Annotated in this window: 22 protein-coding genes and 1 pseudogene; 5 read left to right on the top strand and 18 right to left on the bottom strand. The window is 28.4% G+C overall.

Going from position 1 to position 23,158, the window contains the following annotated elements; translation table 11 throughout:
- Nucleotides 1-306 precede the first annotated feature (306 nt).
- The 6 genes from M2306_RS03660 to M2306_RS03635 form a co-directional block, all read right to left on the bottom strand.
- Nucleotides 307-1,551: a hypothetical protein gene (locus tag M2306_RS03660; protein WP_498882761.1), complete on the bottom strand. Its 1,245-nt coding sequence runs from the start codon at nt 1,549-1,551 to the stop codon at nt 307-309.
- Between the two features lie 313 nt (nt 1,552-1,864).
- Complete coding sequence (locus tag M2306_RS03655) at nt 1,865-2,785, bottom strand: AbiTii domain-containing protein (protein ID WP_259188020.1); 921 nt, start codon at nt 2,783-2,785, stop codon at nt 1,865-1,867.
- Nucleotides 2,786-2,820: 35 nt separating this feature from the next.
- A complete protein-coding gene (locus M2306_RS03650) occupies nt 2,821-3,015 on the bottom strand; it encodes a hypothetical protein (RefSeq protein WP_498882760.1) in 195 nt (64 codons plus the stop codon).
- A gap of 436 nt (nt 3,016-3,451) precedes the next feature.
- Nucleotides 3,452-4,048: a TIR domain-containing protein gene (locus M2306_RS03645; protein ID WP_498882759.1), complete on the bottom strand. Its 597-nt coding sequence runs from the start codon at nt 4,046-4,048 to the stop codon at nt 3,452-3,454.
- Between the two features lie 26 nt (nt 4,049-4,074).
- A complete protein-coding gene (locus M2306_RS03640) occupies nt 4,075-4,893 on the bottom strand; it encodes a hypothetical protein (protein ID WP_259188017.1) in 819 nt (272 codons plus the stop codon).
- Nucleotides 4,894-4,984: 91 nt separating this feature from the next.
- Nucleotides 4,985-5,926, bottom strand: a complete 942-nt coding sequence (locus M2306_RS03635) for a DUF4238 domain-containing protein (RefSeq protein ID WP_259188016.1) — start codon at nt 5,924-5,926, stop codon at nt 4,985-4,987.
- 777 nt (nt 5,927-6,703) lie between these two features.
- Between M2306_RS03635 and M2306_RS03630 the strand changes: the two genes are divergently transcribed.
- Together M2306_RS03630 and M2306_RS03625 are read left to right on the top strand one after the other, a co-directional pair.
- The gene (locus M2306_RS03630; protein ID WP_259188015.1) at nt 6,704-7,138 is read left to right on the top strand and encodes a DUF3408 domain-containing protein; all 435 of its coding nucleotides are present in this window, start codon (nt 6,704-6,706) and stop codon (nt 7,136-7,138) included.
- Nucleotides 7,138-7,425 (top strand): DUF3408 domain-containing protein, encoded by a 288-nt coding sequence (locus tag M2306_RS03625; RefSeq protein WP_259188014.1) that lies wholly within the window; start codon nt 7,138-7,140, stop codon nt 7,423-7,425. Before M2306_RS03630 ends, M2306_RS03625 begins: the two co-directional genes overlap by 1 nt.
- A gap of 79 nt (nt 7,426-7,504) precedes the next feature.
- Here the strand turns inward: M2306_RS03625 and M2306_RS03620 are convergent, their stop codons facing one another.
- From M2306_RS03620 to M2306_RS03610, 3 genes are all read right to left on the bottom strand, one after another.
- Entirely contained in the window at nt 7,505-7,975 is a 471-nt protein-coding gene (locus M2306_RS03620; RefSeq protein ID WP_259188013.1) for a JAB domain-containing protein, read from the bottom strand.
- 182 nt (nt 7,976-8,157) lie between these two features.
- The gene (locus M2306_RS03615) at nt 8,158-9,690 is read right to left on the bottom strand and encodes a hypothetical protein (protein ID WP_259188012.1); all 1,533 of its coding nucleotides are present in this window, start codon (nt 9,688-9,690) and stop codon (nt 8,158-8,160) included.
- Between the two features lie 22 nt (nt 9,691-9,712).
- Nucleotides 9,713-11,347, bottom strand: a complete 1,635-nt coding sequence (locus tag M2306_RS03610) for a hypothetical protein (protein ID WP_259188011.1) — start codon at nt 11,345-11,347, stop codon at nt 9,713-9,715.
- A gap of 182 nt (nt 11,348-11,529) precedes the next feature.
- Between M2306_RS03610 and M2306_RS03605 the strand changes: the two genes are divergently transcribed.
- The 3 genes from M2306_RS03605 to M2306_RS03595 all read left to right on the top strand — a co-directional run bounded on the left by M2306_RS03605 (nt 11,530) and on the right by M2306_RS03595 (nt 12,877).
- A complete protein-coding gene (locus M2306_RS03605; protein WP_259188010.1) occupies nt 11,530-11,940 on the top strand; it encodes a helix-turn-helix domain-containing protein in 411 nt (136 codons plus the stop codon).
- A 30-nt stretch (nt 11,941-11,970) separates the two neighbouring features.
- On the top strand, nt 11,971-12,519 hold the full coding sequence (locus M2306_RS03600; protein ID WP_259188009.1) for a GNAT family N-acetyltransferase: 549 nt from the start codon (nt 11,971-11,973) through the stop codon (nt 12,517-12,519).
- Nucleotides 12,520-12,622: 103 nt separating this feature from the next.
- Nucleotides 12,623-12,877 (top strand): helix-turn-helix domain-containing protein, encoded by a 255-nt coding sequence (locus M2306_RS03595; RefSeq protein ID WP_259188007.1) that lies wholly within the window; start codon nt 12,623-12,625, stop codon nt 12,875-12,877.
- A 166-nt stretch (nt 12,878-13,043) separates the two neighbouring features.
- Here M2306_RS03595 and M2306_RS03590 read toward each other — a convergent pair whose 3' ends face one another.
- The 9 genes and pseudogenes from M2306_RS03590 to M2306_RS03550 all read right to left on the bottom strand — a co-directional run bounded on the left by M2306_RS03590 (nt 13,044) and on the right by M2306_RS03550 (nt 22,961).
- Nucleotides 13,044-14,360, bottom strand: coding sequence for a TolC family protein (locus M2306_RS03590; protein ID WP_259188006.1), 1,317 nt, complete (start codon nt 14,358-14,360; stop codon nt 13,044-13,046).
- Nucleotide 14,361: 1 nt separating this feature from the next.
- A complete protein-coding gene (locus M2306_RS03585) occupies nt 14,362-15,651 on the bottom strand; it encodes an HlyD family secretion protein (RefSeq protein ID WP_259188005.1) in 1,290 nt (429 codons plus the stop codon).
- Between the two features lie 2 nt (nt 15,652-15,653).
- A pseudogene (locus M2306_RS03580) lies at nt 15,654-17,847 on the bottom strand (peptidase domain-containing ABC transporter).
- Nucleotides 17,840-18,901, bottom strand: a complete 1,062-nt coding sequence (gene gwsS / locus M2306_RS03575) for a grasp-with-spasm system SPASM domain peptide maturase (RefSeq protein WP_259188003.1) — start codon at nt 18,899-18,901, stop codon at nt 17,840-17,842. Before gwsS ends, M2306_RS03580 begins: the two are co-directional and overlap by 8 nt.
- Nucleotides 18,891-19,109, bottom strand: coding sequence for a hypothetical protein (locus tag M2306_RS03570; RefSeq protein WP_115090684.1), 219 nt, complete (start codon nt 19,107-19,109; stop codon nt 18,891-18,893). The genes gwsS and M2306_RS03570 overlap by 11 nt, the downstream gene beginning before the upstream one ends.
- Complete coding sequence (locus M2306_RS03565; RefSeq protein WP_259188002.1) at nt 19,081-20,067, bottom strand: ATP-grasp domain-containing protein; 987 nt, start codon at nt 20,065-20,067, stop codon at nt 19,081-19,083. The genes M2306_RS03570 and M2306_RS03565 overlap by 29 nt, the downstream gene beginning before the upstream one ends.
- Before the next feature lie 12 nt (nt 20,068-20,079).
- Nucleotides 20,080-20,655, bottom strand: coding sequence for a hypothetical protein (locus M2306_RS03560; protein WP_181816693.1), 576 nt, complete (start codon nt 20,653-20,655; stop codon nt 20,080-20,082).
- 53 nt (nt 20,656-20,708) lie between these two features.
- Nucleotides 20,709-20,900 carry a hypothetical protein gene (locus M2306_RS03555; protein ID WP_115090686.1) on the bottom strand — a complete coding sequence of 64 codons (192 nt, stop codon included), beginning with the start codon at nt 20,898-20,900 and terminating at the stop codon, nt 20,709-20,711.
- A 741-nt stretch (nt 20,901-21,641) separates the two neighbouring features.
- Nucleotides 21,642-22,961 (bottom strand): site-specific integrase, encoded by a 1,320-nt coding sequence (locus M2306_RS03550; protein ID WP_259188001.1) that lies wholly within the window; start codon nt 22,959-22,961, stop codon nt 21,642-21,644.
- Between the last annotated feature and the right edge of the window lie 197 nt (nt 22,962-23,158).

Here is a 23,158-nt window from a genome sequence, read left to right as displayed (position 1 = left end):
CAGTATTTTTTACTTTGTAGTGTTTCAACTTTTTTAGTGTTTTTTTTATTTTCTAAAAAGTACCCTCAAAGCGAGCTTTCAATAATAGAGGGATTGCATATCCCCAAACAAGGTAAATTGACACAAAGAAAACCGATAACGAGAGTTATCGGTTTTCTTTGCGGAGAAAGAGGGTTAGCCTCTTTTACTTCGTATGCTTTATAAATAGGGGCGTTCACTTTTTTGAATTGTGGTGAGCACCTTATTCGGAAAGTTTTTGACTATGATTGGAATCATTTGATTCTTATGTAAAGATATATAATTAAATTATTTTGTAAAACCTAATCTACTCATAATATGTATACCTTTATTGTATTCTTTAAATCCTTCCTCTATAATTTTTTTATTATCATAATGAAATCCTTTTATACACATTAGTGTACCAATTTTTGTATGAATTAAAGGAAAATCATTATCTATTTCTAGAACTTTCTTCAATAGAGTAACTGTTTCATCAATTCTATCAATATATATCTCATTATATTTTTGTGATCCTTTTTCCATATGTTTTTTAATTTCTGAAATTATTAATAACACAAAAGGATTGGTTTGATCTAATTTATAAAACGAGCTATCTAACTCATCTATAATTTCTTGGGTGTTGTTTTTTTGTAAAATTTCTTTAATAACAGAATAATGAAATGAAACTTCAATGAAATTAATCTGTTGTTCTAAATCATTTTTCACAGAATTAAAGTCTAGATCAACTTCATAATTTATCTCGTTATTTAAATTATTATAGTTTGGTACTAATTCTATTCCATACTTTTTAGTAAAATCTTGTTTCAATGTGGCATAATCAGAATATGGAAAGTATGGATTATAATTAATAGATTTAATTATATGCTGGATTGCACCACTATAGGATTCCTGCTCCATTAAAAGAACTGCTCTATATCTCTCAATGTACCCCATCCAATAATTACAAAATTCAATAACTAAATCTTTCTTTGGAATTTCGTTAGATAAAGAAATTAAGTTAGAAATTATTTTTTCTGAATCATCTAATATATAATGAACTTCTTTAAATTTTTTCTGTTCAATCATCATGTCGTTAAATAATTGACCAAAAATGAGAAAGTAAATTAAGGCACTTATATCAATGATTTTGAAATTATTAATATTTGAATCAGAAGATAGGCTTGAAAGTAAATTTTCCGCGTTATCAATAATAGATGTATTAGTAATATTGTTTCTATCAAAATTGATAATGACATTTAATTCTTGATTATTAATATTTCTAATAAAATGAATAGATGCTATATGCTTTTGTAATATAATTCTTTTTTGAATAAATGCATTAAGCTTTTGCAGTCCTAAAATAATACAAATAAATTTAGGTATTTTAATAATATTATTTTCTAAAACTTTATTCCTGTAACTATAATGGTTTTTATGAATTTCTTCAATTTTTCTTTCAAATCGCTCTGTTAAATTCTCAGAATCTATGTCAATTGTTAGGTATTCATTTTTCTTAACACTAAAACAACCATAAAAAGCTACATTATACAAATTATATTTTTGATTAAATTGAATATATAAATTTATACTTGAAACTATTATAGCATCAAGTATAATTATACTAATGAGAATAGTTATGATAGATATATCAAGTAACTTGTAATTTAGTAATAAAGTAAATACAATTATAAAAAACAATATATACCAATACTTTATTATAGATTTAAATATGAATTTAAGTAATTCTCTAATAAAAGTAGTAAAATGCTTTGGAAGAAATATTGATATAATAAATGTAGCTAAGCCAGCATAAAGTTGCTCGAGAAATAAAGACATATTATTGATATAAAAAAATTTAGTAATATTAGAAACCTATAAATTTATTTAGAAGATCTGCTAATAGATTTCCTGCTGTTCCAATTGCAATATTCCATGAACCATCAACTGATTTTCCTAACATTTTTGTAAGCCATTTTTTTGTTTTGTCACCAAATGTTTTATTATCATAATCATGATTATCATTTAATATTGCATCTTCAATCTCTCTAATATCTTCACTTGATACATTGTTTTCTTCTAATACTTTTGTTAAGTACTTTATATTGGATTTCAAGATATTATTATTTACAACAATATCATTATTGTCTCCAGTGTTAATAGAGTTCCCATTACCTGAATTATTAATTATTGTTTGATTCATTATACTTGTAATTTCTTTATTCTTAGATATAAGCTCTTTTATTTCCGTAAAAGTATCAAATTCTTTTTCTATTAATAGCATAAAATCAAGGAGCTTACTTCTAACATTTGTAATTATTTCAACAATACTTGCTTTAGATATTATTTTTCGACATGATATAAGGCTTAAATAAGGGTTTCCCATATTTCGCCAATTAGCTTCAATTAATGAAGTCGTTTCTGCGTTTAATGGAGATCCTAGAGTCCCTTTTTCTTTTATCAAATTTTCAAGTGATGAAATACTATCTGTAAAATTTGTATGAGTTAAACTATAATTGAATTTTTTACTCAGCCCTACTGTTGGAATTGCAATATCAGTATATTTATAATTTCCATTGATCATAGTTCCTTTTAACTCATTCCATATATTTCTTCTATAATCAGGAAGAAGAGTCTCATTTTTATATCCTGCTAACTCTGAATTTGTCCATTCCAATAAGCTATCGTTTCCTATTCTTTTTGCTAATACCTTAGTTTTTAATAGTGCATTTTGTAATGATGACGTGTCATCTATTAAATTATTTATAATCTGGCTAACTAACTCCATTCCAATTAATATTTTATATAATAAATTGCTTTTAATTAATAACTACACTCATCATATTGATTATTATCTTTATTTTTCACTATATTTTTATTGCCTAGATTTTCAATCCACTTCGCCATAGTTTTGGTTTCCTTACTATTATTAGAAAAATATCTTATAGCATCAATATCTACATCTATAAAAGCACACCAAATATTTCCCTTCTGATCAGTTATTAAAATTGATTCCATTATTGTATAAAATCCCTTAACACCACCACTAATAACATAAAAGTCATCATCATCAAAATTTTGTGATTCTCCAAATTGTTGAAAGTTATTTAAAAAAGTATCTAAATATTTTCCAGTTAATCTGGTTATTTCATTTAAATCAATTTCGTCAATGAAATTTAAATCTACAACAAGCTCACTCTGATGTTTATAATTTCCTGAAAAAGTAGTACCAAATCCGTGAAATTCTTTGCAAGCATTACTTTCTTCGATCTCTATATACCATGATTCACCTTCAAGTCTACGCTTAAAAATTAATTCACAACATTGATCATCAAAACTATTAATTTTTGCATAAGCGGAATTTGGTGTTAAAATTTTAGCTTTTCTAAAAATATCACCTGTTCTTGCTCCATCATAAATATCTATATTAAAGAAAAAGGAATCAGAAGCAACTCTAAAAATTTTTTAAAGTACCATTTTTCATTTTTGCCTTTGATTCGTTTTCCCATTCTCCCCACCAAATATTTTTCTCTTTTGCGATATATTCTGAACTATAATGTTTTAATGCTGTTTTAAAAGTATTAAATAGATTATTTTTCAGTTTATCTTTTTCTTCTTTTTTACTTTCTATAGTCTCGTCTAAAGAGTATTGTAAAATTCTTCTACCTCTAAGATCAAATGGCAAATCTTCGATATTACCATACGCAGTATTTTGAATCATAATAATTCTTTCCCAACCTAGTATAGCTGAAGCGTAACCTAATTCATATAATACATTCGGGTTAGGAGTTTTTCTACCATCTTGTTCTTTATTAATTATTGAGATATCACAAACAAAAATATCTGATTTGGCTATTTTTCCTGTTATTGATTCAACGATTGAAGGACTTCCTACAAGGCCATAAGTATCTCTGTCAATAACTGTATCAACATTAAATTTTTTATCTTGAGAAAATATCTTACTAGCTTTTTCCAAAGCACTAAGAATAAAAGATCGATTGTGATTGTTTGATAAATCAGATTGCCAAGAATAGAATATTGTATAATTCATTTAATTTTTTAAAATATGCTTTATTATTAATCATGATACATTATTTCTTGATATAATTTTTCTAATTCTAATTTCTTTTTATCAAGTAAACATCTTATACTATTATCATTGATATTATTCTTTAAAACTTCTTCTAAATACTTTAATTCTAATTGCTTTAACCATAATTGAATTGAATTAATTGAATTAGGAATTCCAATATTCAAAAGCTCCCAATCTCTATTAACCAAAGGATTATCATAATAAGGAAGCGTTTCAAGTTTATTATAATTAATATTAAGCTTTTTAAATAAGGTAAGTGTATCTGTATAAAGGTTATTACTACTATTAGACAAATCATTTTGAGCGACTTCTAAATACTGTAGTTGTAAATTGATGTCTTCTACTATTTCTAAAAAACTAAAGGACTTATTAATATTCATCATTAAACCAGTACTATCAATGTTTTTTAATTCCTCTAAATTTTTCCAGTATCTATTCATCTCATCTTCTACTTGTTGAATCATAGTCGGTAATAAAACCAATGCTTTTTCAAAATATTTACTTTCATGATCCTTTTTTATTTTTTTTAATTTTTCAACAGTATACTTCTGAGTATCATCAGTTTCTTTATGATGCCTATAGCACATAAATAATAAATTATCATAAGAATTGTTTTCAACAATTGTATTTTGCGCATTATATCTCTGCCCTTTAGGAGATACTCCTTCAATATGACATAACTGAGCTACTAACAAATTGTCATCATTAAAAATAGGATGAGTACAATGAGGAAAAGAACATTTATTTCCTGATCTTAATAATAACATTTTAATAGTGTCTGCTTTAATAGAGCGCTTGTTCATAATATTTATCGAAATTTCAAAATAGATAATTAATGATAGTTGTTTTTAAATTGGGTTATTCTCTAAAGAACACTTAAATATACTCTAACAATTATATATTCCACCAAGGTTTGTACTCTATTTTTTCTATATCATTGAGAAAAATCCCATCCTGTGAGAAAACAAATCGATTTGCATTTTCTGCAATTGTTAAATTATAGGTTTCAACATGTATTTTATCTTGTTCTTCTAAGTGTAAAATTGTTCCATTATCTTTAATTCTTTTATTTTTAAAAAAAGAAGTCTCTTTATTCACTAATAATACAGCTATCTTTGTATTAATTGGGACATAAATGGTAGAGAAAATATCATTATCCTCTAACCTTATAAATGACATTCCACAGTCGTTAGTTATAAAGTCAATTGACGTTTTATTCCAATATATTATTTTATAAGAATTAGTAATTAAAGTTTTCAGCAATTGAATCTCTTCCAAAATCGATTTAAATCCAACCAAAACATCAGACTTAAATTTAGTCTTTTTGGGATAATGCAGATTATTAAAAAGTAATAAAATTACAATTCCTCTGGTAATTTTGTCATATTCTTTTGTTCCATCAACCTCAATTTCAGACTTAATATAGTCATCTATATCTTTAAAAAATAGTGAGAATTTTGGATTTCTATATGTTTGAACTAAAATAAAATCCACTAGACTATGAAAATCTATAATACTTATTGTGTCGCTTTCATCTTTGTTGATAATGCGATCTCTGGTAGGATTAAAACTATCAAAAAAAGAAGCTAATATACTTTCGTTATATTCATTAATTATTTTGTCTATAAAATCATTATCCTGAAATACTTCATTTTCAATTATTTCATTAAAAAAACTAACATCTACATTATAGAAGTTTTTTTTATAGGCAACATTACTAATCGAATTTGTATATTTTTTTTTTAATTTTAAATCATAAATTTCAATACTCTTATCAATAGCGAAATTTCTCAAATAATATTGTGGTAAGTAGTGTTGATTAATATTTGTTTTCATTTTTTATCTTATTAATGATTTAATCATTTAAAAGTTTTATCATTCTATGTATTTTGATTTAAGGAAGATATAGTATTGTAGTATAATCGTTTTGAACAACAATCTTCATTTTAATCTTGTTAGAATTATTAATGTAAGAGATATTAAAAAGTATACTTAATAGTCTTATTGAAAAACAATAGTGATAAGTAATGTAAGCTTTTTTTAGGTTTCAGTTAAAAAACTCACTCTTCCTTTCATTGAGTTATCTTTCTTTAGTTAAATTATATCACGATTATATGTCACTGAATTAATTCAAACGTAGTGATTTTCTCTTTAATATTATTACGGAAATCCGTAAACCCCTTAATATACTGAGTCTATCTAAAAAAACAACGACTTCGGAGTAGTTTTCCAGCCCTCTGCAAGAGCAAGTAGTTTTGATGGTACGAATGTAATTTCGAGTGCCTCAAAACATAACTTGCTGTGATCTTTCGATTACTAAATCCACCAATTTTACAAAGTAAAATCTATAGTGATTTTATATTAATAAATCATTCACTATTTGACACTAAAGTGCCAAGTGCAACCTTAAAATTCCATTTAAAGTTTTCAAACTGTATATATACTTTCTTTGCTGTAAGATAGTTAAGTAAGTTTTGCAATTGTCTTTGAAATAGCGCTTTAAAACTGTTTTAAGATAATCTTGGTGTAAAAACGTATTAGTATAATGTTTCCAACAAGCTAAAACTTACAACTATCCATAATGTAAAATGTAAACCTTTAAAAAAGTACAATATGGGAACAGTAAACCAACCATCAAAAAAAGACAGTCAAAATGAGTTAGTCGATGAAGATTATTTAATGAATATCATGAGTGGTGATATAGAAGTTAAGTCTGTAGAACAAGCTAAGCCTATCGTAGAAGAAAGAGAAGAACCTCTAATCCAAGAAAAAACAACAAAAGTCAAAGAGAAGAAGCCAAAGAAAGAAATAACAACTACTAAATACCAAGAGCTTTTTCTAATTAATGAATTTCCTTCATCAAGAGCAGGAAAGGTCGTTTATATCCGACCAGAGTATCACGAAGTATTACTTCGTATAACCCAACTGGCTAAAGAAGAAAAAACAACGCTTTACTCTTATTTAGACAATATCTTAAAACAACATCTACAGCAGTATAACTCTGAGATTACCCAATATTTTAATGACAAATTCAAACCTATTTTATAATGGAAAAACTTAATCAATTAAGAGAATCAGCTCAAGTACAAACGACTAAGAGTATAGAGAATTATGTAGATACTTTTTTAAAAGAAGTATCTACTAAAGCAAAAGATGGTAAAACTGTCTATATTCGCCCAGAGTTCCATAAAAAGTTAAACCGTATAGTTCAAGTAATAGGCGAAAATAAGGTATCTGTCTATACTTATCTAAATAATCTATTAGAGCATCACTTTAACGAATTCGAACAAGAGATAACCACAAGCTTTAATGAAAAGAATAAACCTATTTTTTAAGTATTTCAATAAAACAATAAAGAAGTAAAACTGTAAAAGCATCTTTACAGTTTTACTTCTTTAAAAAAACAAAGGCACCTTATAAGATGCCTTCATCTGCAAAAGAGTAATAACTCTCAGCTGTTATAATTAAATGATCTAAAAGAGTAATATCAAGTATTTTGCTTGCTTCTTTAATCTTTCTTGTAATTTGTCTATCAGCATCACTTGAAGCTAATTTTCCTGATGGATGGTTATGTACGATCAAAAATCCCACTGCATGCGCTTTTAAAAGAGCAGAGAAGATAATTCTTAAATCTACTATTGTACCTGTTATCCCTCCTGAGGAAACTTCTAATACTCCAAGTACTTTATTGTTGTTTGAAAGCATAAGTACTTTAAACTGTTCTAATAATTCAATCTTGTTACTATCCCAAGCCTTTAATGCTATTTGATAGGCACTGTAAGAAGATGTAATTTGAGGTCTCTGTGAAGCTTTTACTTTTGATTTGTAAATTAATTCTACTTCTGAGGCAATAAGCCATTCTTTGTTTAAAACTGTAGTTTCCATAATATTAAATTTTTAAATTAATTATGGAGCCACAATTGGTAATGGCTTAGCGAGCGCAAGAAGCAACGCAATAAAGCGAAGGCTTTAGTCAAGCATTTATGGGGGAATTTCTTGTTAGCGAACCGCTAGGCATTGCCTAACTTTGTGCAATTATTAATAAAAAATATCCCCCATTTATTACTTTATGCATCTATAAAATCAAAGAACTGCTTTAATGAATCAATAGTAGAGTTATCTAAAATTAAATTATTGTCTTTCTGCCCAGTATTCTTCTGAGTGTAGGTAAGCAAAAAGGAATCTAGTTGACTAAACAGTTTATTCAGCTTAGATGCATTTTCATTGTCTGCATAAAGAGCTAAATCTATGAGTGTTTTTAAGTTTGTCGTGTGGGGTAAATAGTACGTGTGAAAAAGTACATACATCTGTAACTTTATATATAAGCACCTATGTAATCTATTTGTAGAGATAAAGCCTTCCTTTTTAGGATTCACAATATTCTTATTGATTAACTTATTAATTTTGGTGATTGAATAATCTAATCTGAAGGCACTTTCGCTATAATCACAATCATAATTACTCATCCAATGAATGGAAGGATAATACCCATTTGAGTAGATTATATTTTCTTCTTTAATTACCTTTTCAAAGAAATAGATGTGTTCAAAGCTGTATTCTTGAATAAAAAGTCTTGTATGAGCGATAATCGTAAATCTAACATTATCATCTTTACAACTAAAACTATCAATTACTTTTTGTACTTCGTCAATTTCCTCTTTAGTAGTAAGTACTAAAAGATAAAAATGTTTAATTGTTCTTTCAGCTTCGAAGATTACAGCTTCATGAAATTTGTAAATTTCCTCTACTCCCTTAGTCTTAGTTAGAGGAAATAATTGATATAAATGCTTGAATATTTTTTTCTTCTTTGCCTTAACTTTTGATTTTATCTTATATGATCTTGAATCTACTTCAAGTTTCTCAAGCAACTGTATAACTATACTATGTAACTTCGCTTGAACTTTCTGAAGTGCTAACGCCCAATCATCATATAATGCAGTTTCAGAGTCCCTATCAATCGAATCTATTATGTAGTATAAGTTTTCTTCTTTCTTTATAAAAAGGCTCTTGATAGGAGCAAATACTCGCTCAAGCAATAACAGTCTCTCTGTAATGTCACATTGTGTATTAGTAGTTCCAAAGAGCATTGTTTCAATAACATCTAAATCATGCTCAAAGAATTTTAAATAGAGATAAGACACTCCTGAGGTTTTCTCTTTGATAAAATCATCTGAATAAGATGATAAACGCTTATAGGTTTCTATATATTTGAGCTTGTACCTCTCTACATCATACGAATAACCATCACTTCTTGGAAGTTCTATACTATCATCCTTGTAGAGTAAAAGCGTATCACCTAAACATAATTTAGTAAATGCTCTTCCTGCTTTATTTTGTAATTCAAAATCGTTATCGTCTAATAATACAATATGATAATTACTGTTTTCAAAGAGTGCTTTAGTATATTCCTTGCTAAATACTTTAGTAGCTTCCTCTTTGTCTTTTACGCGAAGCCAAAATACTTCAAGGTCATAGGATGAATCATAAACTCCTCCGTGCCAAATAGTAGTAACCTGTTTATCTGTTATACTACTTATTAGTTTTTTCTCTAAGTTCTCAGGGAACTTTTGCTCTTTTAGTAATTGAAATTTAGTTTCCATAATTTAAAATATTTAAGGGTTATTAATTGGTATATAATTCTTTAAGGTGATTGTAAAAGTGATTACAAATGTGCAGTGTGTTTAAATACTGCTCTTGCGTAGGAGTACTAACGGGGGTTGATTGTCTTGGAAAGTAAGGCAGTTTTGTATTTAGAAAATAGAAAAGAGCATCTGACTGTTCTGTATTCATTAACTGATTGCTATAATCTCTATCAGCCCATTGCACGAGTTTCCACAAGTAACGAGGACTAGCAAAATGGGGTACATAGTTCAGCTTCTTATATAAAAATGAAAGACACAATTGCTTGAAAATACTTCCTAACTGTACAACATGTCCAATCTGATAGGTAGAACAACTAAACAAATCCATTTGTAACCATTGACTCTCTAAGTTATCTTGACATAGCTTCCAAAAGTCCCTTTGCCAATTAGAACTATCGGTATCTTCGGGTAGTTCAAAAACAGGAAGAATAAACTTAGAATGCTTTTTTGAGGTTCTACTATATACTATATTATCATCTGTGATGTGCTTGTAGATAAAAGGCAAGAACTTTGTACCATGACGTTCTGTCCAAGTGGTTTTATGTAGTAGGCAAGTAATTTCTACTCGTTGATTAAAGTGATTTCGAATTAAGGTTGACATGTGCTGTTCCATTTGAATCTTAATATCAGTACCGACTATAAACAAGAGGAATTCTATAGAGTCATTAGAAACTTTACTTTCTATCAAATAGATTAAGTCAATGCGGTAGCTTTGAAGAAGTCTTTTAATCACAGCATTAAGCATAAACTGTTCATATTCTACTTTAGAGAAAATTTGCTTTCCTTTCAAATCACTAAGTAGATACTCAATTCTTGGAGTAAAAAAGTTATTGACTCCTTTTTCAAATTGTTTACTTATAGCAGTACATGCACTCTCAAGCTTAGCAAGATCATTTTCTTCAATTGTCGTCTCGCTATTACTATCAACATTTAATAGATTATACAGATACACTTTATCAATCTCATTATTAATGAAGATTTTATTTAGTTCTGGGTAGTTATTTTCTATTGATTCCAATAACTCTACATCTGAATTAAAGATTAAAGCACTTTTAGGAAACAACATGCTTTGTACACTGTAAAGGTAAAGGCGTATAATATGCGCATACATAATCAATACAGCTTGAAATTGCTTTTGTTTAACAAGTGAATCTATAAAACGAGCTTTATAATCCTCGTGTTTCTGTTTTATCTCCAATACCCAATTATCAAGCTGTAGGAGTTGTTTTCTAATTGAAAAAGTATAAAAGTTCTGTAATAAACTTCCCCAACTACTTTCTTTACGAGAATAGATTATAAACTGTGGATTCAGATAAAGAGAGATATAAGTAAAGTGAAAATCGCTTTCAAAAGGGAATACAATGTGTTTACAAAACGTTACAACTACACCAAACTGTTCAAACACTTCTTTAGTCCAAGAAGATTCTTGTAGTTCTTGCCTTTTAGCCTCTGATATATCTTTATTTAGAACAACCGATATTTGCTTGATAGCTGAAAAATGAGGACTTGTTGCAAAGATTAATTCAACATTCCCATTATTGATCTCATAGAATAGTTTCTCTTGAACGACAAGAGGAATACCTTGTAATTCGTTGATTTCTAATTTAGTTTTCATAAAGTGACAGTGTTTTGATTATTAATACTGTCAAAGTTTGCAATGGATTTAGCGGTACCGAACTAATTTTACTTGTATAATACAATTGAAAATTAGTATCTTACACTATTATTAGTAATAGATATGTAATAGGTTTAGAAACCTCTTTAATACATTTGTAAAACTCCTAAACAGATTAAGCCATGACAACAGCCACTCAAAAACATATAGGAAGAAATATTAGTCGAATCCGAGAAATAAAAGGAATGAAGCAAACAACGTTAGCTGAGCTTTTAGGCATTAGTCAGCAACAAGTATCGATTATTGAAAACAGTGAGTCTGTTGAGGAAACTAAATTAGAAAGCATTGCTAAAATATTAGAGGTACCTATTGAGGTAATTAAAGAATATTCAGACGACAAGGTGATGAATATTATTACCAATAATACCTTTCAAGATGATTCTTCTGCAATAAAGAATTTATACAATCCTACATTCAATCCCCTTGATAAATTAGTAGAAGCTTATGAAGAAAATAAAAAACTTTATGAGCGATTACTTGAAGCAGAAAAAGAGAAAATAGCTTATTTAGAAAAACTGCTTTCAAGTAAATAAGGCATTTACATATTTATCTAAAAGTATAGAATGAAATTTATTCAACAACAGATTCTACTAAAAAAAGAGATAAAAGTTTTAATTAGACAAGCAGAGATTACTGATGCTAAAGAACTATTAAACCTAATCAAAGAATATTTAGATGATTCAGAATATATTCCTATTAATGCAGATGAATTCAATAAAACTGAATTAGATATGTCGGAGTGGATAAAGAAACTTATTTCCTCTGATAATTCAATTATGTTAGTTGCTGAATGTAATGGTGAATTAATAGGTAATCTCGATATTACTGGACATCATAGAAAGGCGCTCATGCATACAGCAATACTTGGTATGGGAATATTAAAGAAGTGGAGAGGCACAGGTTTAGGTAAAGAATTATTGAATAAAGCTCTAGAATGGGCTAGGAATAATGATTCTTTAGAAATAATAACATTAGATGTTTATGCAGAAAATCAAGCAGGAATAGCATTGTATCGTAAATTAGGTTTTAATGAGATAGGTACTACACCAAATTTTATTAAAGATAATGATAGATACTATGACAATATTGCTATGTGGATTTCAGTCAAATAGATATTTTTATCATTCAAAGCCAAAACCACCTCAGTAGTTCCAACAGAACACTAACCTTTTTAATTTAATATATCTTAGTTGTTTAACCTAAAAAACAACTATCATGGAAAATCAGATCACAAAGGAAGACTTAAGATTGTTTGCTCAAACAATCATTGGAGAGCTAAAAGAAATCTTAGCTAAACAAAAGAAAGAAACCTCTCTTGAATGGGTAAAGGCTAAAGTAGCAAGACAATTACTTAGTATTTCGCCAGCTTCACTACAAACACTACGTATCAGTGGTAAATTGAGGTATCGTAAGGTACTAAGCTCATATTACTACAACAAAAAGGATATTGAAAATCTTTTTAACGAGTGATTGTAAGAATGTATCAGATAAACTACTTTGTTTTATTGTAGAACTAAAGATTGATGATAGTTAGGCTAATTTTATACTTCTCCAATATTTTTGAAAGCCTCAAGAAAAGTAAAAGGTATAGTAGTATTACATAAGTCTTTTAAGGTATAATAAATACAATTTAAAATTAAAACGAAAAACTATTTTCACTATAAAACCCAATAACTCCCTTATTATAAACATATTCATATTTGGCTTTTATTAGTTCTGCTTGACTATTGAAATAATCTTTCTGTGTCAATAACAATTCCGTTAAGCTAATTTTACCGTATTCATATTTTAATTGATCAGCCTCAAATGTCTTCTGTGCAAACAATAAAGCGCTTCCTGCTGATTTTAATTTTTCTTGAGAAGCAACTAAATCATTATTTGCTTGACTCAATACTTTTATCAATCTATTCTTTTCTATATCCGTGCGTACCAAACTCTGTTTATATTGCGTTTTCGCTCTTTTTACATTTTGACGAACAGAAAAACCATTAAAAACGGGGATAGAAAGTGATAAGCTAAAGCCATAATTCTTATTGTTATTCCACTGTTCATTGAAGTTAAAATTACTATTGCTATCGCTATAAAAAGAACCATAGTTTAACTGTAAATTCAATGATGGTAAATATGCTGCTTGACTAAGTTTAATATTTAGTTTCGCATTCTCTTCTTGCATTTTTGTTATCAAAAAACTAGGATTTTCTTGATACGTCTTCTCTACATCTAAAAGATATAAATCGTCAAAATCTCCTTTTATTTCGAGTACATCTAGTGCTTGTAAATGCATTTTAGTGGTAATAGGAACATTAACTAGTTGTTGTAAATCCAAGTAATACATCTTTAATACATGCTCTATCGTAATCAGATTTACAGACTCTGATGCTATTTGTGCATCGAGTTTAAACAATTCACTTTCAGCGATGACGCCCTCTTCAAATCGAACCTGTAAAAAATCCTTTTGTTGTTTTGAAATTTGATTCTGTTCTTTATAGCTTTTAATTAATTCTTCTGTATATAATATTGTAGTATACAAAGAGGCGACTTGAATTGTAATATCATCCTTAATCCTATCGATTGCTGTTTGTTGGATATCAACTTCAGCTTTCGTCATTTTTATGGTGTTTATTTTTGAAAACCCATTAAACAAAGTAATATTACTAGCAATACTTCCTGAATACGATTTAAATTTTGTATCGATAAATGAATTGGAATACGGATCAATACTCCTCCCAAATGCATTATTATTGGAAATACTCCCATTTAAATTAGGGTACAGCTCCATCTTACTGCTTTTATACTGAATAGCAGATAACTCTTCCTCTAGAAAGGCTTCCTTTAGTGCTAGATTATTTGTAAAAGCCAGATCCAAACAAGCTTTAAAAGTCAAGGTATCTTGTCCATACAAACCACTCACACTACAAGGCAAAAACAAAAGGAATAAAATATACTTTTTCATCCTAATCGCGTTTAAATAAATCTCTGAATTGATATAATAGGCGCTCAATTAATCTTAAGTCATCCGTAATAATATCGGCAGTACCAGACATTTCTTGTTGAAATAAAAGCTCTTTATTATACGATGATTTTAGTCCCTTTGGTAAATCAATATCGATTAATAGATTATTCTCCTTATCAGGGATAAGAGAAAATGACTTTACCTCACCTTGCACAATTCCAAATTCTCTATCTGGATAATTTGCTAATCGGATATTCACTCGCTGTCCCACTTTTATCTTACCAGAATTCAAAGCCGTTGCTTTCACTTTTCCAATAAAATTGTTGTTTTCTGGAATAATTACAAACACATTATCTCCAGCTGTAATATTTTGATTTTCTTTCCAAATTTGTAAAAATGTGACTTTCCCCTCAATTGATGCTTGAATCACATAAGCTAATTCCCAATCTAAAATTGATTTTTTAAGCTGATTGATGGCTAAAATCACATTGCGTTTCAGAATTAAATCATCCTTCGATTCACTTAATAACGTCGTTTTTTTACTCTTATTTAAATCATTTAACGAAGAGCGGATGTTGGTGATTTGTGAAGTTAAACTATTGATGCTTTTTTCTTGCTGCAGGTATTCCACATTTTTACTTTCCCATTCTTGTGCAGGAATAACCCCTTTGTCAAACAATTTTTTATGTCGTTCCAGTTCAGTTCGTTTATAGGTCAATTCCTTACTTGCAATTTCCTTTTGTTCCAGTAGCAACTGTAACCTCGATTCCTCTTGTATTTGCTCGAAATTCTGTGCTTGTTTATCAATAAGATAAGGTTTTAAATTTTTATTTATACTGAATTCGAGGTAACTTTTTTCAAAATTCGCATAGGCTGATTCAATCCCCCCTAACTGTAAAATAGAGGCCTCTTCAATTGGAAAATTGAAATCTAAATTATTGATATCCAAAGTTTCAATTAAATTTTTAAGTGCATAAACATCCTTGTAATTTGCAGGATTTTCAATAATGGCTAAAGGAGTATGTAGGGTAACAACTCCTTTATCAGAAATAAAAATATGCGCAATTTTTCCCGTAGAATTTGCTACTAATTTTTCGGGAGGAATTTGTGTGGTAATAATTATTTCCGTTTGAACGATATCTGGATAACGTATAAACCAAGAAAAAACAAAGAGCAATACAATAATGATTAACAATAGTATATTTCCCCATCTCACCATCCAATGTGGCATTGCAGTAAGTATATCTTGTACCTCTTCACTGCGTAATTCTATATCATCTAATTTAGACATAACTAATTTCCTAACTGCAATTGGTTTTTGACTAATTGATAGTAGTTTCCCTTTAAATCTACAAGGTCAGAATGATTACCTTGTTCTATAATTCTGCCTTGATCTAGTACTACGATATTGTCTGCATTCATAACCGTACTCAACCGATGAGCGATAATAACAACTGTTTTTCCTTTAAAAAAGACATTTAGCTTTTCCATAATTGCCTTTTCATTATTAGCATCTAATGCACTTGTAGCCTCATCAAAGAACAACATTTCGGGATTTTTATAAACGGCTCTAGCGATAAGTAAACGCTGCTTTTGCCCTGTACTCATACCGATCCCCTCCATCCCAATCTTCGTATTATAATGCAAAGGCAAACTTTCGATGAAAGATTGAATATTCGCCACTTCAACCGCATATTGTAATCTCTTTTTATCTATAATATCCTCCCCAATTGCTATATTATTTGCAATAGAATCATTAAAGATATAGCCTTCTTGCATAACCGTTCCTACGTGATTTCTCCACGCTTTTTGATTTATTTTTTCCAAATCTGTATTTCCATACTGGATCACCCCTTCATTGGGAGCATAAAACTTCAATAATAATTTCATTAATGTCGTTTTACCACTACCACTCGTCCCTACAATCGCTGTTATTTTTTGAGAAGGAATCTTCAAATTCAAATTTTCAAGAACAAAGGCTTGGGCACCTATATAGCGAAATGAAACCTCTTTTAAGTAGATATCTGCTGTTTTTGGAATTTCTTTAAGTGAATCGACATCCTGCTCTGTTTCATCTTCTTTATTGTGAATTTCAGCTAAACGAGCTAATGAAATTCTTGCATCTTGTGCCTCTCTAGTAAAGTTAATAAGCATTGCTATTGGACCATTTAAACTACCTACAATAGTAGAAATAGCCATCATCATACCTAAAGTAATTTCCCCATCAATAACTAGTTTAGCAGATAAGAAAATGATAAATATATTTTTGAGTTCATTGATAAAATTCGAACCAATACCTTGTACTTGTTCTAATACTAGCCCTTTAATCGAAACCTTAAACAAACGAGCCTGGATATGTTCCCATCCCCATCTTTTTTGTTTTTCGGCATTGTGCAATTTTATTTCCTGCATCCCATTAATCAGCTCAATTACCTTACTTTGTTCTTGGCTTACTTCAGAAAATCGTTTGTAATCTAAAGCCTCTCTTTTTTTAAGAAATAAAATAATCCATCCAAAATATAGAAGACTCCCTATTACAAATACAGCAAAGATTTGCAAGTTGTAATAGGCCAATATTCCTCCCATAATTAGCATATTCACAAATGAAAATAACACATCTAAAGAGGAATTGGTCAAAATACGTTCAATACGTTTATGATCATTGATTCGTTGCATAATATCTCCAGTCATACGAACATCAAAAAAGGAGATGGGAAGATTCATTAGTTTGATGAAAAAATCAGAAATCAACGAAATATTAATTCGTATAGATAGATGCAATAGAATCCAATGTCGAACAAATTCCAAGGCTGTTTTACCAAAAAACAAAAATAGTTGGGCAATCAAAATCAAATACACAAAATGTAAATTTTGATTTTGAATTCCAACATCCACGATACTTTGGGTTAAAAATGGAAATACCAATTGTAACAGTGAACCAGCTAATAAACCAATAGCTAACTGAGTGATTAAAGTTTTATATTTAAACAAATACTTAAACAAAAATCTAAATCCAAATTTAGCCTTATTTTCCTCTCCCAATTCATTACTATAGAAATGAGGTGTGGGTTCTAGTAATAAAGCAATCCCCTCTTCTATAGATTATTGTAGCATTATTTCCAATCCAATAATTTAGAACTTCTTGTTCAGTATATTCTAATAAACCAAATGCAGGATCAGAAATATAGTACTTTCCTTTCTTCACTTTATATAGAACTACAAAATGATTCTTATTCCAAAATAGTATACATGGTAATGGTGCCTCCTTTAGATCCAAAAGAGAAATTTTAATTCCCATTGTTCTAAATCCTACTTGCTCTGCTGCATTGCTAATCGAAAATAAAGTACTACCCTCTCTTGTTGTTTCACAAAGTTCTCTCAGCTTTTGTATGTTTAATTTTTTTCTATAAAATTTAGCAATAATTTTCAAACAAGTTGGACCACAGTCTTTTGAATCAGCTTGAATATAGTTAGGAAATTTATTCATAACTATTCTTCAGTTTGTAAAATTTTATAGCATTTTGTTTCAATGGATTTGAAATCCATTCCTCCCATTTTCCATTATAAGGGTTATATCCACATTTTAAAGGCTTTGAAAAACAATTTTCTGGATCTTCTAAATAAGCTCTACAATCTGTACAAATATAGCGATACTCACAATCTTTACATATCTGTATTTTATCTTTAGATAAATCCCAATAATATCTAAAGCTTTGAAGAGACATAACCTTACTTACTGATATATTTTTAATTGTCCCATAATGAAATTGCATAGAAGGACAATTACGTATATATCCTAATTTATCAATAGAAATTTTCTTATACAAACAACTATTACAATTTCTAGATAATAACTGATTTCTTAAAGTAGGAACAAAAGTTCTTTCACTAATAACTCCACATTGCTTTTCATCGATTAATTTTGTTTGAAATGTATAAATATAGTTATCTAATAAACATACTTCGAACTCATAGTTCATTATTATAAATTTGGAAAATATATTTTGATTAAAAAGTTGGATGTATTCTTTCTCCAATGTACTAGGTATTGAATTAAAAACTAATTCAATATTTATCAAACTAGTTGTAGACAACATATCTATAATATCTTTTAAATTTTTATATTCTAGAGTACAAAATAGTCTAATTTGAATACATTCGTAGTTTAGTTCTTTAATACTATTTATTTTTTCAACTAAATCACTATAAGAAATACTATCTACAATAATAGTATTCAGTTCATAAGGTTGGACTAGACTTTTCTTATTAAAATATATAAAATCTATTTTTGTATTTGAGTAAATACAGAAATGATTATCCACAAGAAAATCAAAAAAAGCTAGTATATCGTTTTTTTCTAAAATATTTCTACTTGCAACCTCTTTGTGTATATCAATTAAATTTCTAGTATTAAAGATTTCTGCATAAAAATTGGGCACAATGCAATAGATCGATTTTTCTGTATCAGTTATACAAGCATTCGTATGTCCTTGAGTAATAAAAGTACTAGGAAGTAATATTAAATATTTATTAGATACCATAAATTTTACTAATTATTAAAAATGTATCAAGGATAGGAATATTGACCTGTTGATATTTTTGTGAGAATGTTATTTTCAACATACATTCATTTTGAGAATTAGAATCTTGTTTAAGTTCTACTATGTCTGTATTAAAAAATGCAATAGGCAATTGCCCCTTCAAAACAAGTTTATTTAATTCATCGGTTTCTTTGATAAATTTTTTCATCTTTTGCAATTAAATATTTAACTATTTTTTCTTCAAAGTCTAATAGTGCTCTCTCTGAATACCCTCCTATTTGACCGACAGGATTGACTTCTAAAAAATAATCTTTACCATCTATAGAATGAATAAAATCTAAACAACCAATATTCAACTCTAAAGTTTCCATGAGCCTTATTATTTTATTGCTTAAACCATCAGAAATATTAATTGGTACTAATCTACTTTCAATTAAATCTGAGTTCTTTCTTGAATCAAGCTCTGTAAGAGAATTTTCTTGTGATAGTATTGCCACAGTATAACATATTTTATCAAAATATAAAATTCTATATTCAAATCGTTTTTCAATTTTTTGTTGAAAAAATGAAGGAATAAAGTTCTCTGGTAATTGTGCAATAAAATCCGCACTTAATTCTTTTGTATAGATAGGATTGTATAATAGATTTTCTTCAGAAAGAGTCTTATAAAAATTTCCTATTGCTTTTGTTATAAGAGGAGAATTTTTTTTGTGAAATTCAACAAGATCATTCTTAGAATTTGTAACGATATATTTAGGTATATCTAATTCCACTGAATAAGCTTTGTTCAAAACATTTATCTTATTAACATAAATAGAATCAGCTTTTGGAATCCATTCAACATGATTCAGGTTATTATATAAATAATTTTTAATCTCAGCCAACTCCAAAGATATATTCTTATTTAATCCCTTATTTAACCCTTTATCTTCGCTTAATTTATACTGTACATTTGAGAACCACCTTCTATAGAAAACACATGAAACACTCTTTGTCAAGTTTATGTCATTTGCATATAGGTTACCGTTTTCTATTAATAATTTAGTTTTTCCAGTTAAAATACCTTCTCCAGTTAAAATTAAATAATCAGCTTTATAATATTCTAACCAATCAATTATTTTCTTGTGAGAAAAATCTCCTTCTTCAGTAGTTAAAATTAAAATCATTTTGTGAACATATTAATTACAATTCTTAAAGTCTTCAGAATTTTCTAGTTCTTTCAAACCAATTTTTTTCCTTCTTTCATTTACTTCATTTTTATTTTCAATACACGGTTTTCCAAATTGACTACCATAAACCACTTCATTCTTAGTAGCCCAATAATATTTATCAATTACTAATGCAAATACTTCTCCTTTCATTCTATTCTCCATTACTTCATTTAAAAATAGATTATAAAATTTCTCATCTTCAATTAGTCTATGTGGATTATGTAATAGAATTGAAAATGCTGCTAATTGAACACATTCATTTTTATAATTTTCTTGACCAACAAGATCTTTATTTGGCATTCCATGCTCTTTTACAAATTCCACTAATTTAATAAAGTTTAATGAGTCAATTTTAGGCATAATATGTTGTACATCTTTAGATAATTCCTTTGTTCGTATTCCTTGATCAAGCCCATACATTTCACACAATTTCATTGCTAAATTATTTTTACTTTCCATTTCAGAAGATATGTCGTTATTTTTTTTAAGACTATTACAACTTATGGTTAACATTAAAATAAACATTAAAACTAAATATCTCATAAATTTATATTTAAAGAGAAAGGACTTAAAATTAAGTCCTTTCTTGGGTTCTTTTACAAATCAGGAAAATCTACTAAAATAGGTTTTTTGTCATAATCTATATTACCTTTGTCATCAGAAGGATATTCATTTTCAGAATAGCCAGCAACTATATAACCAGTTGTTGAAGTACCTCCTTTTACTGCTAACATAGAGTTCTTTTTTAACTCTATATTTTTTTTGTCAAACGATTCAAATTTTCTCATTTTAAAAAAAATTAATTATTACTACTAATATTATTAAACTATATTAAAGCTTTTCCATGAGCTCCTGAAAAAAAATTAACTAGCTTAAAATCAAATGTATAAATTCAAAGCTAAAAACCCTATTTATTAACAAGAAAGGCAGTATAAGCTTATAGTTTGTTAATTTTATATTAATATTAGATATTTAAGTTTTGTTAATTAACAAAACTTAAAAAAGTAATAAGTAAAAAACTTAAAAAACGACTAATTTTTCAGTTTACAATTAATTATTGATTCTTAATCCTATCTAAAGGGGGGAGATAGACTTTAGTCTGAAATCTAACCAAAGCTTTATTTTGCGAACTTACTTTAAATTATTATTTGTTCATTTCCAATAAATTAAAACTCTTTTGAATCTCAAAATGATCTTAATTTATTACATATATAGATTATAGATTATAAATAATAAGAGTTCCTATATGATGTTTTCTTTTCTAAAAGAGTAGTCATTTTCTTCAGTTATATATAGATTATATAAATAAGATCAGGTGTCTTAATCGTTTCTTTATTTTTCTTATAATTTGTTTATTGGCATCACTTAGAGTTAATTTACTTGATAGATAATTATGGAACACTGACAGCTATAAATAAAATATTTATCTATAATAAAAAAATAGCTTGAAAATAAACTCCCTCGAATTCCTTACTACAAATACCACAGTTGAATTATTAGAAATTGTAGAGAATCCAAGGGAGTTTTTGTTATCCATTTAACTGATTAATAAAAGTAGTTAGCTGAGCTAATTTATCAGGATTTAGATTTTTTAAACTCTCAATTAAGTCTGTGTAACTATCGGCATGTTTACTTGATTTTACTTCAAGTTTACCTTTTAATTTCTGCATTTCAGTTTTGATAGACTCTTCTTCTGTTAGAGCATATTCCTCTGTCTGCTTAACAGAGTGATGACCTAACATTTCTTTTACTACATGAATAGGTACACCATTACCAAGAGTTACAGTACTTCCAAAAGTTCTTCTTGCTTTATGGGTATTTAATTCGCTTATTTCACAAAGTGAAGCAATCTCTTTTAAATACTCATTCATCTTTTGATTAGAGCGAACGGGAAGCACTATATCTTTACCAATACAAGCAGGATGATCTTTATGTTTTTCCATTATCTCAATAGCTTTTGGAAGTAGTGGTATAGTGATATTAGCATCTGTCTTTTGTCTGTTGATTCTAATCCACAGATTACCTTCTTCATCTTTTGTAATATCGCTTTTCTTTAACTGAAATACATCGATATAAGCGAGCCCCGTATAACACTGAAAAACAAACACATCTCTTACAGTAGCTAATCGTTCATTAGTGAATTCTTTGTTTTCTAAAATAGATAACTCTTCTTTGCTTAGTGGTTTCTTGTTGAGCTTAGTCTTTTTAGGTTTGTATTGTACAAATGGATTGGAAGGGATAATTCCTTTAGCAACTGCTCGTAGAACAATCTTCTTGAAGTTTGAGATATACTTTATAGCTGTGTTATTAGAACACGCTCTGACGGTCTTTAAATAGTGTTCATAGCCAATTACAAACTCATAATTGAGTTCTCTAAACTCTATATCTTCTTTACCATATACATAACGGATATACTCAGCGGCATGCGATCTTGCTGTTACATATCTTTCATGTGTTCCAATAGCATACTCTTTAGGTACAAGTCTAAAGATTTCATCGTTATGCTTTTGGAATTCTTCTAAAACTTTAGTCTTACTAGTTCCTTTGCCTTGGATGTAATCCATAAGCACAGAAGCAGTAATAGGCTCTTCATTACTTAAGAGTTCTAATTTGTACTTGGTAATCTTAGATACGACTGTATCTAAGATGTAGTTTAGCGTTTTAGCATCTTCTTTAGCACCATTGGCACGACCTGCTTTTTGGTTCCATCTGTTGATATCCCATTTATGACTCAGAGAAGTCTCTTTGCGAATACCATCTACTGTGATTCTAAGGTAAACACCTCTTAAATCACTTTTCTCTCTACTTGGTTTGAGAAAGAAATTAATTGATAACTGTTTTTCTAACATAATTCAACTGTTTTAAATATTAATAAATGTCGAATTAAAACGTTCCAAAAACACAGTTTAAAACTCTCTGGCACCCTTTGGCGTCAGGGTTTGCTCAGTTAAAAGGTGCACATCGCTTACCTGTTTTTTTGTGCACCGAATCTGTAACTTTTTTTTGAGCATTTTTGAATAAAATGCGATACCCCTAAAAAAGAAAA

Origin of the sequence: Myroides gitamensis, assembly GCF_029894455.1 — a bacterium.
Classification (GTDB): domain Bacteria; phylum Bacteroidota; class Bacteroidia; order Flavobacteriales; family Flavobacteriaceae; genus Flavobacterium; species Flavobacterium odoratum.
Note: the sequence above shows the minus strand (reverse complement) of the source record. Positions and strands in the feature narration are given on the sequence as shown.

What these genes read in the sequence shown, in the direction of transcription:
- M2306_RS03655 (WP_259188020.1), bottom strand. Translation starts at nt 2,785, where the DNA reads ATGGAGTTAGTTAGCCAGATTATAAATAATTTAATAGATGACACGTCA.
- M2306_RS03650 (WP_498882760.1), bottom strand. Translation starts at nt 3,015, where the DNA reads ATGGAATCAATTTTAATAACTGATCAGAAGGGAAATATTTGGTGTGCT.
- M2306_RS03645 (WP_498882759.1), bottom strand. Translation starts at nt 4,048, where the DNA reads ATGAATTATACAATATTCTATTCTTGGCAATCTGATTTATCAAACAAT.
- M2306_RS03640 (WP_259188017.1), bottom strand. Translation starts at nt 4,893, where the DNA reads ATGAACAAGCGCTCTATTAAAGCAGACACTATTAAAATGTTATTATTA.
- M2306_RS03635 (WP_259188016.1), bottom strand. Translation starts at nt 5,926, where the DNA reads ATGAAAACAAATATTAATCAACACTACTTACCACAATATTATTTGAGA.
- M2306_RS03630 (WP_259188015.1), top strand. Translation starts at nt 6,704, where the DNA reads ATGGGAACAGTAAACCAACCATCAAAAAAAGACAGTCAAAATGAGTTA.
- M2306_RS03625 (WP_259188014.1), top strand. Translation starts at nt 7,138, where the DNA reads ATGGAAAAACTTAATCAATTAAGAGAATCAGCTCAAGTACAAACGACT.
- M2306_RS03620 (WP_259188013.1), bottom strand. Translation starts at nt 7,975, where the DNA reads ATGGAAACTACAGTTTTAAACAAAGAATGGCTTATTGCCTCAGAAGTA.
- M2306_RS03615 (WP_259188012.1), bottom strand. Translation starts at nt 9,690, where the DNA reads ATGGAAACTAAATTTCAATTACTAAAAGAGCAAAAGTTCCCTGAGAAC.
- M2306_RS03610 (WP_259188011.1), bottom strand. Translation starts at nt 11,347, where the DNA reads ATGAAAACTAAATTAGAAATCAACGAATTACAAGGTATTCCTCTTGTC.
- M2306_RS03605 (WP_259188010.1), top strand. Translation starts at nt 11,530, where the DNA reads ATGACAACAGCCACTCAAAAACATATAGGAAGAAATATTAGTCGAATC.
- M2306_RS03600 (WP_259188009.1), top strand. Translation starts at nt 11,971, where the DNA reads ATGAAATTTATTCAACAACAGATTCTACTAAAAAAAGAGATAAAAGTT.
- M2306_RS03595 (WP_259188007.1), top strand. Translation starts at nt 12,623, where the DNA reads ATGGAAAATCAGATCACAAAGGAAGACTTAAGATTGTTTGCTCAAACA.
- M2306_RS03590 (WP_259188006.1), bottom strand. Translation starts at nt 14,360, where the DNA reads ATGAAAAAGTATATTTTATTCCTTTTGTTTTTGCCTTGTAGTGTGAGT.
- M2306_RS03585 (WP_259188005.1), bottom strand. Translation starts at nt 15,651, where the DNA reads ATGTCTAAATTAGATGATATAGAATTACGCAGTGAAGAGGTACAAGAT.
- gwsS (WP_259188003.1), bottom strand. Translation starts at nt 18,901, where the DNA reads ATGGTATCTAATAAATATTTAATATTACTTCCTAGTACTTTTATTACT.
- M2306_RS03570 (WP_115090684.1), bottom strand. Translation starts at nt 19,109, where the DNA reads ATGAAAAAATTTATCAAAGAAACCGATGAATTAAATAAACTTGTTTTG.
- M2306_RS03565 (WP_259188002.1), bottom strand. Translation starts at nt 20,067, where the DNA reads ATGATTTTAATTTTAACTACTGAAGAAGGAGATTTTTCTCACAAGAAA.
- M2306_RS03560 (WP_181816693.1), bottom strand. Translation starts at nt 20,655, where the DNA reads ATGAGATATTTAGTTTTAATGTTTATTTTAATGTTAACCATAAGTTGT.
- M2306_RS03555 (WP_115090686.1), bottom strand. Translation starts at nt 20,900, where the DNA reads ATGAGAAAATTTGAATCGTTTGACAAAAAAAATATAGAGTTAAAAAAG.
- M2306_RS03550 (WP_259188001.1), bottom strand. Translation starts at nt 22,961, where the DNA reads ATGTTAGAAAAACAGTTATCAATTAATTTCTTTCTCAAACCAAGTAGA.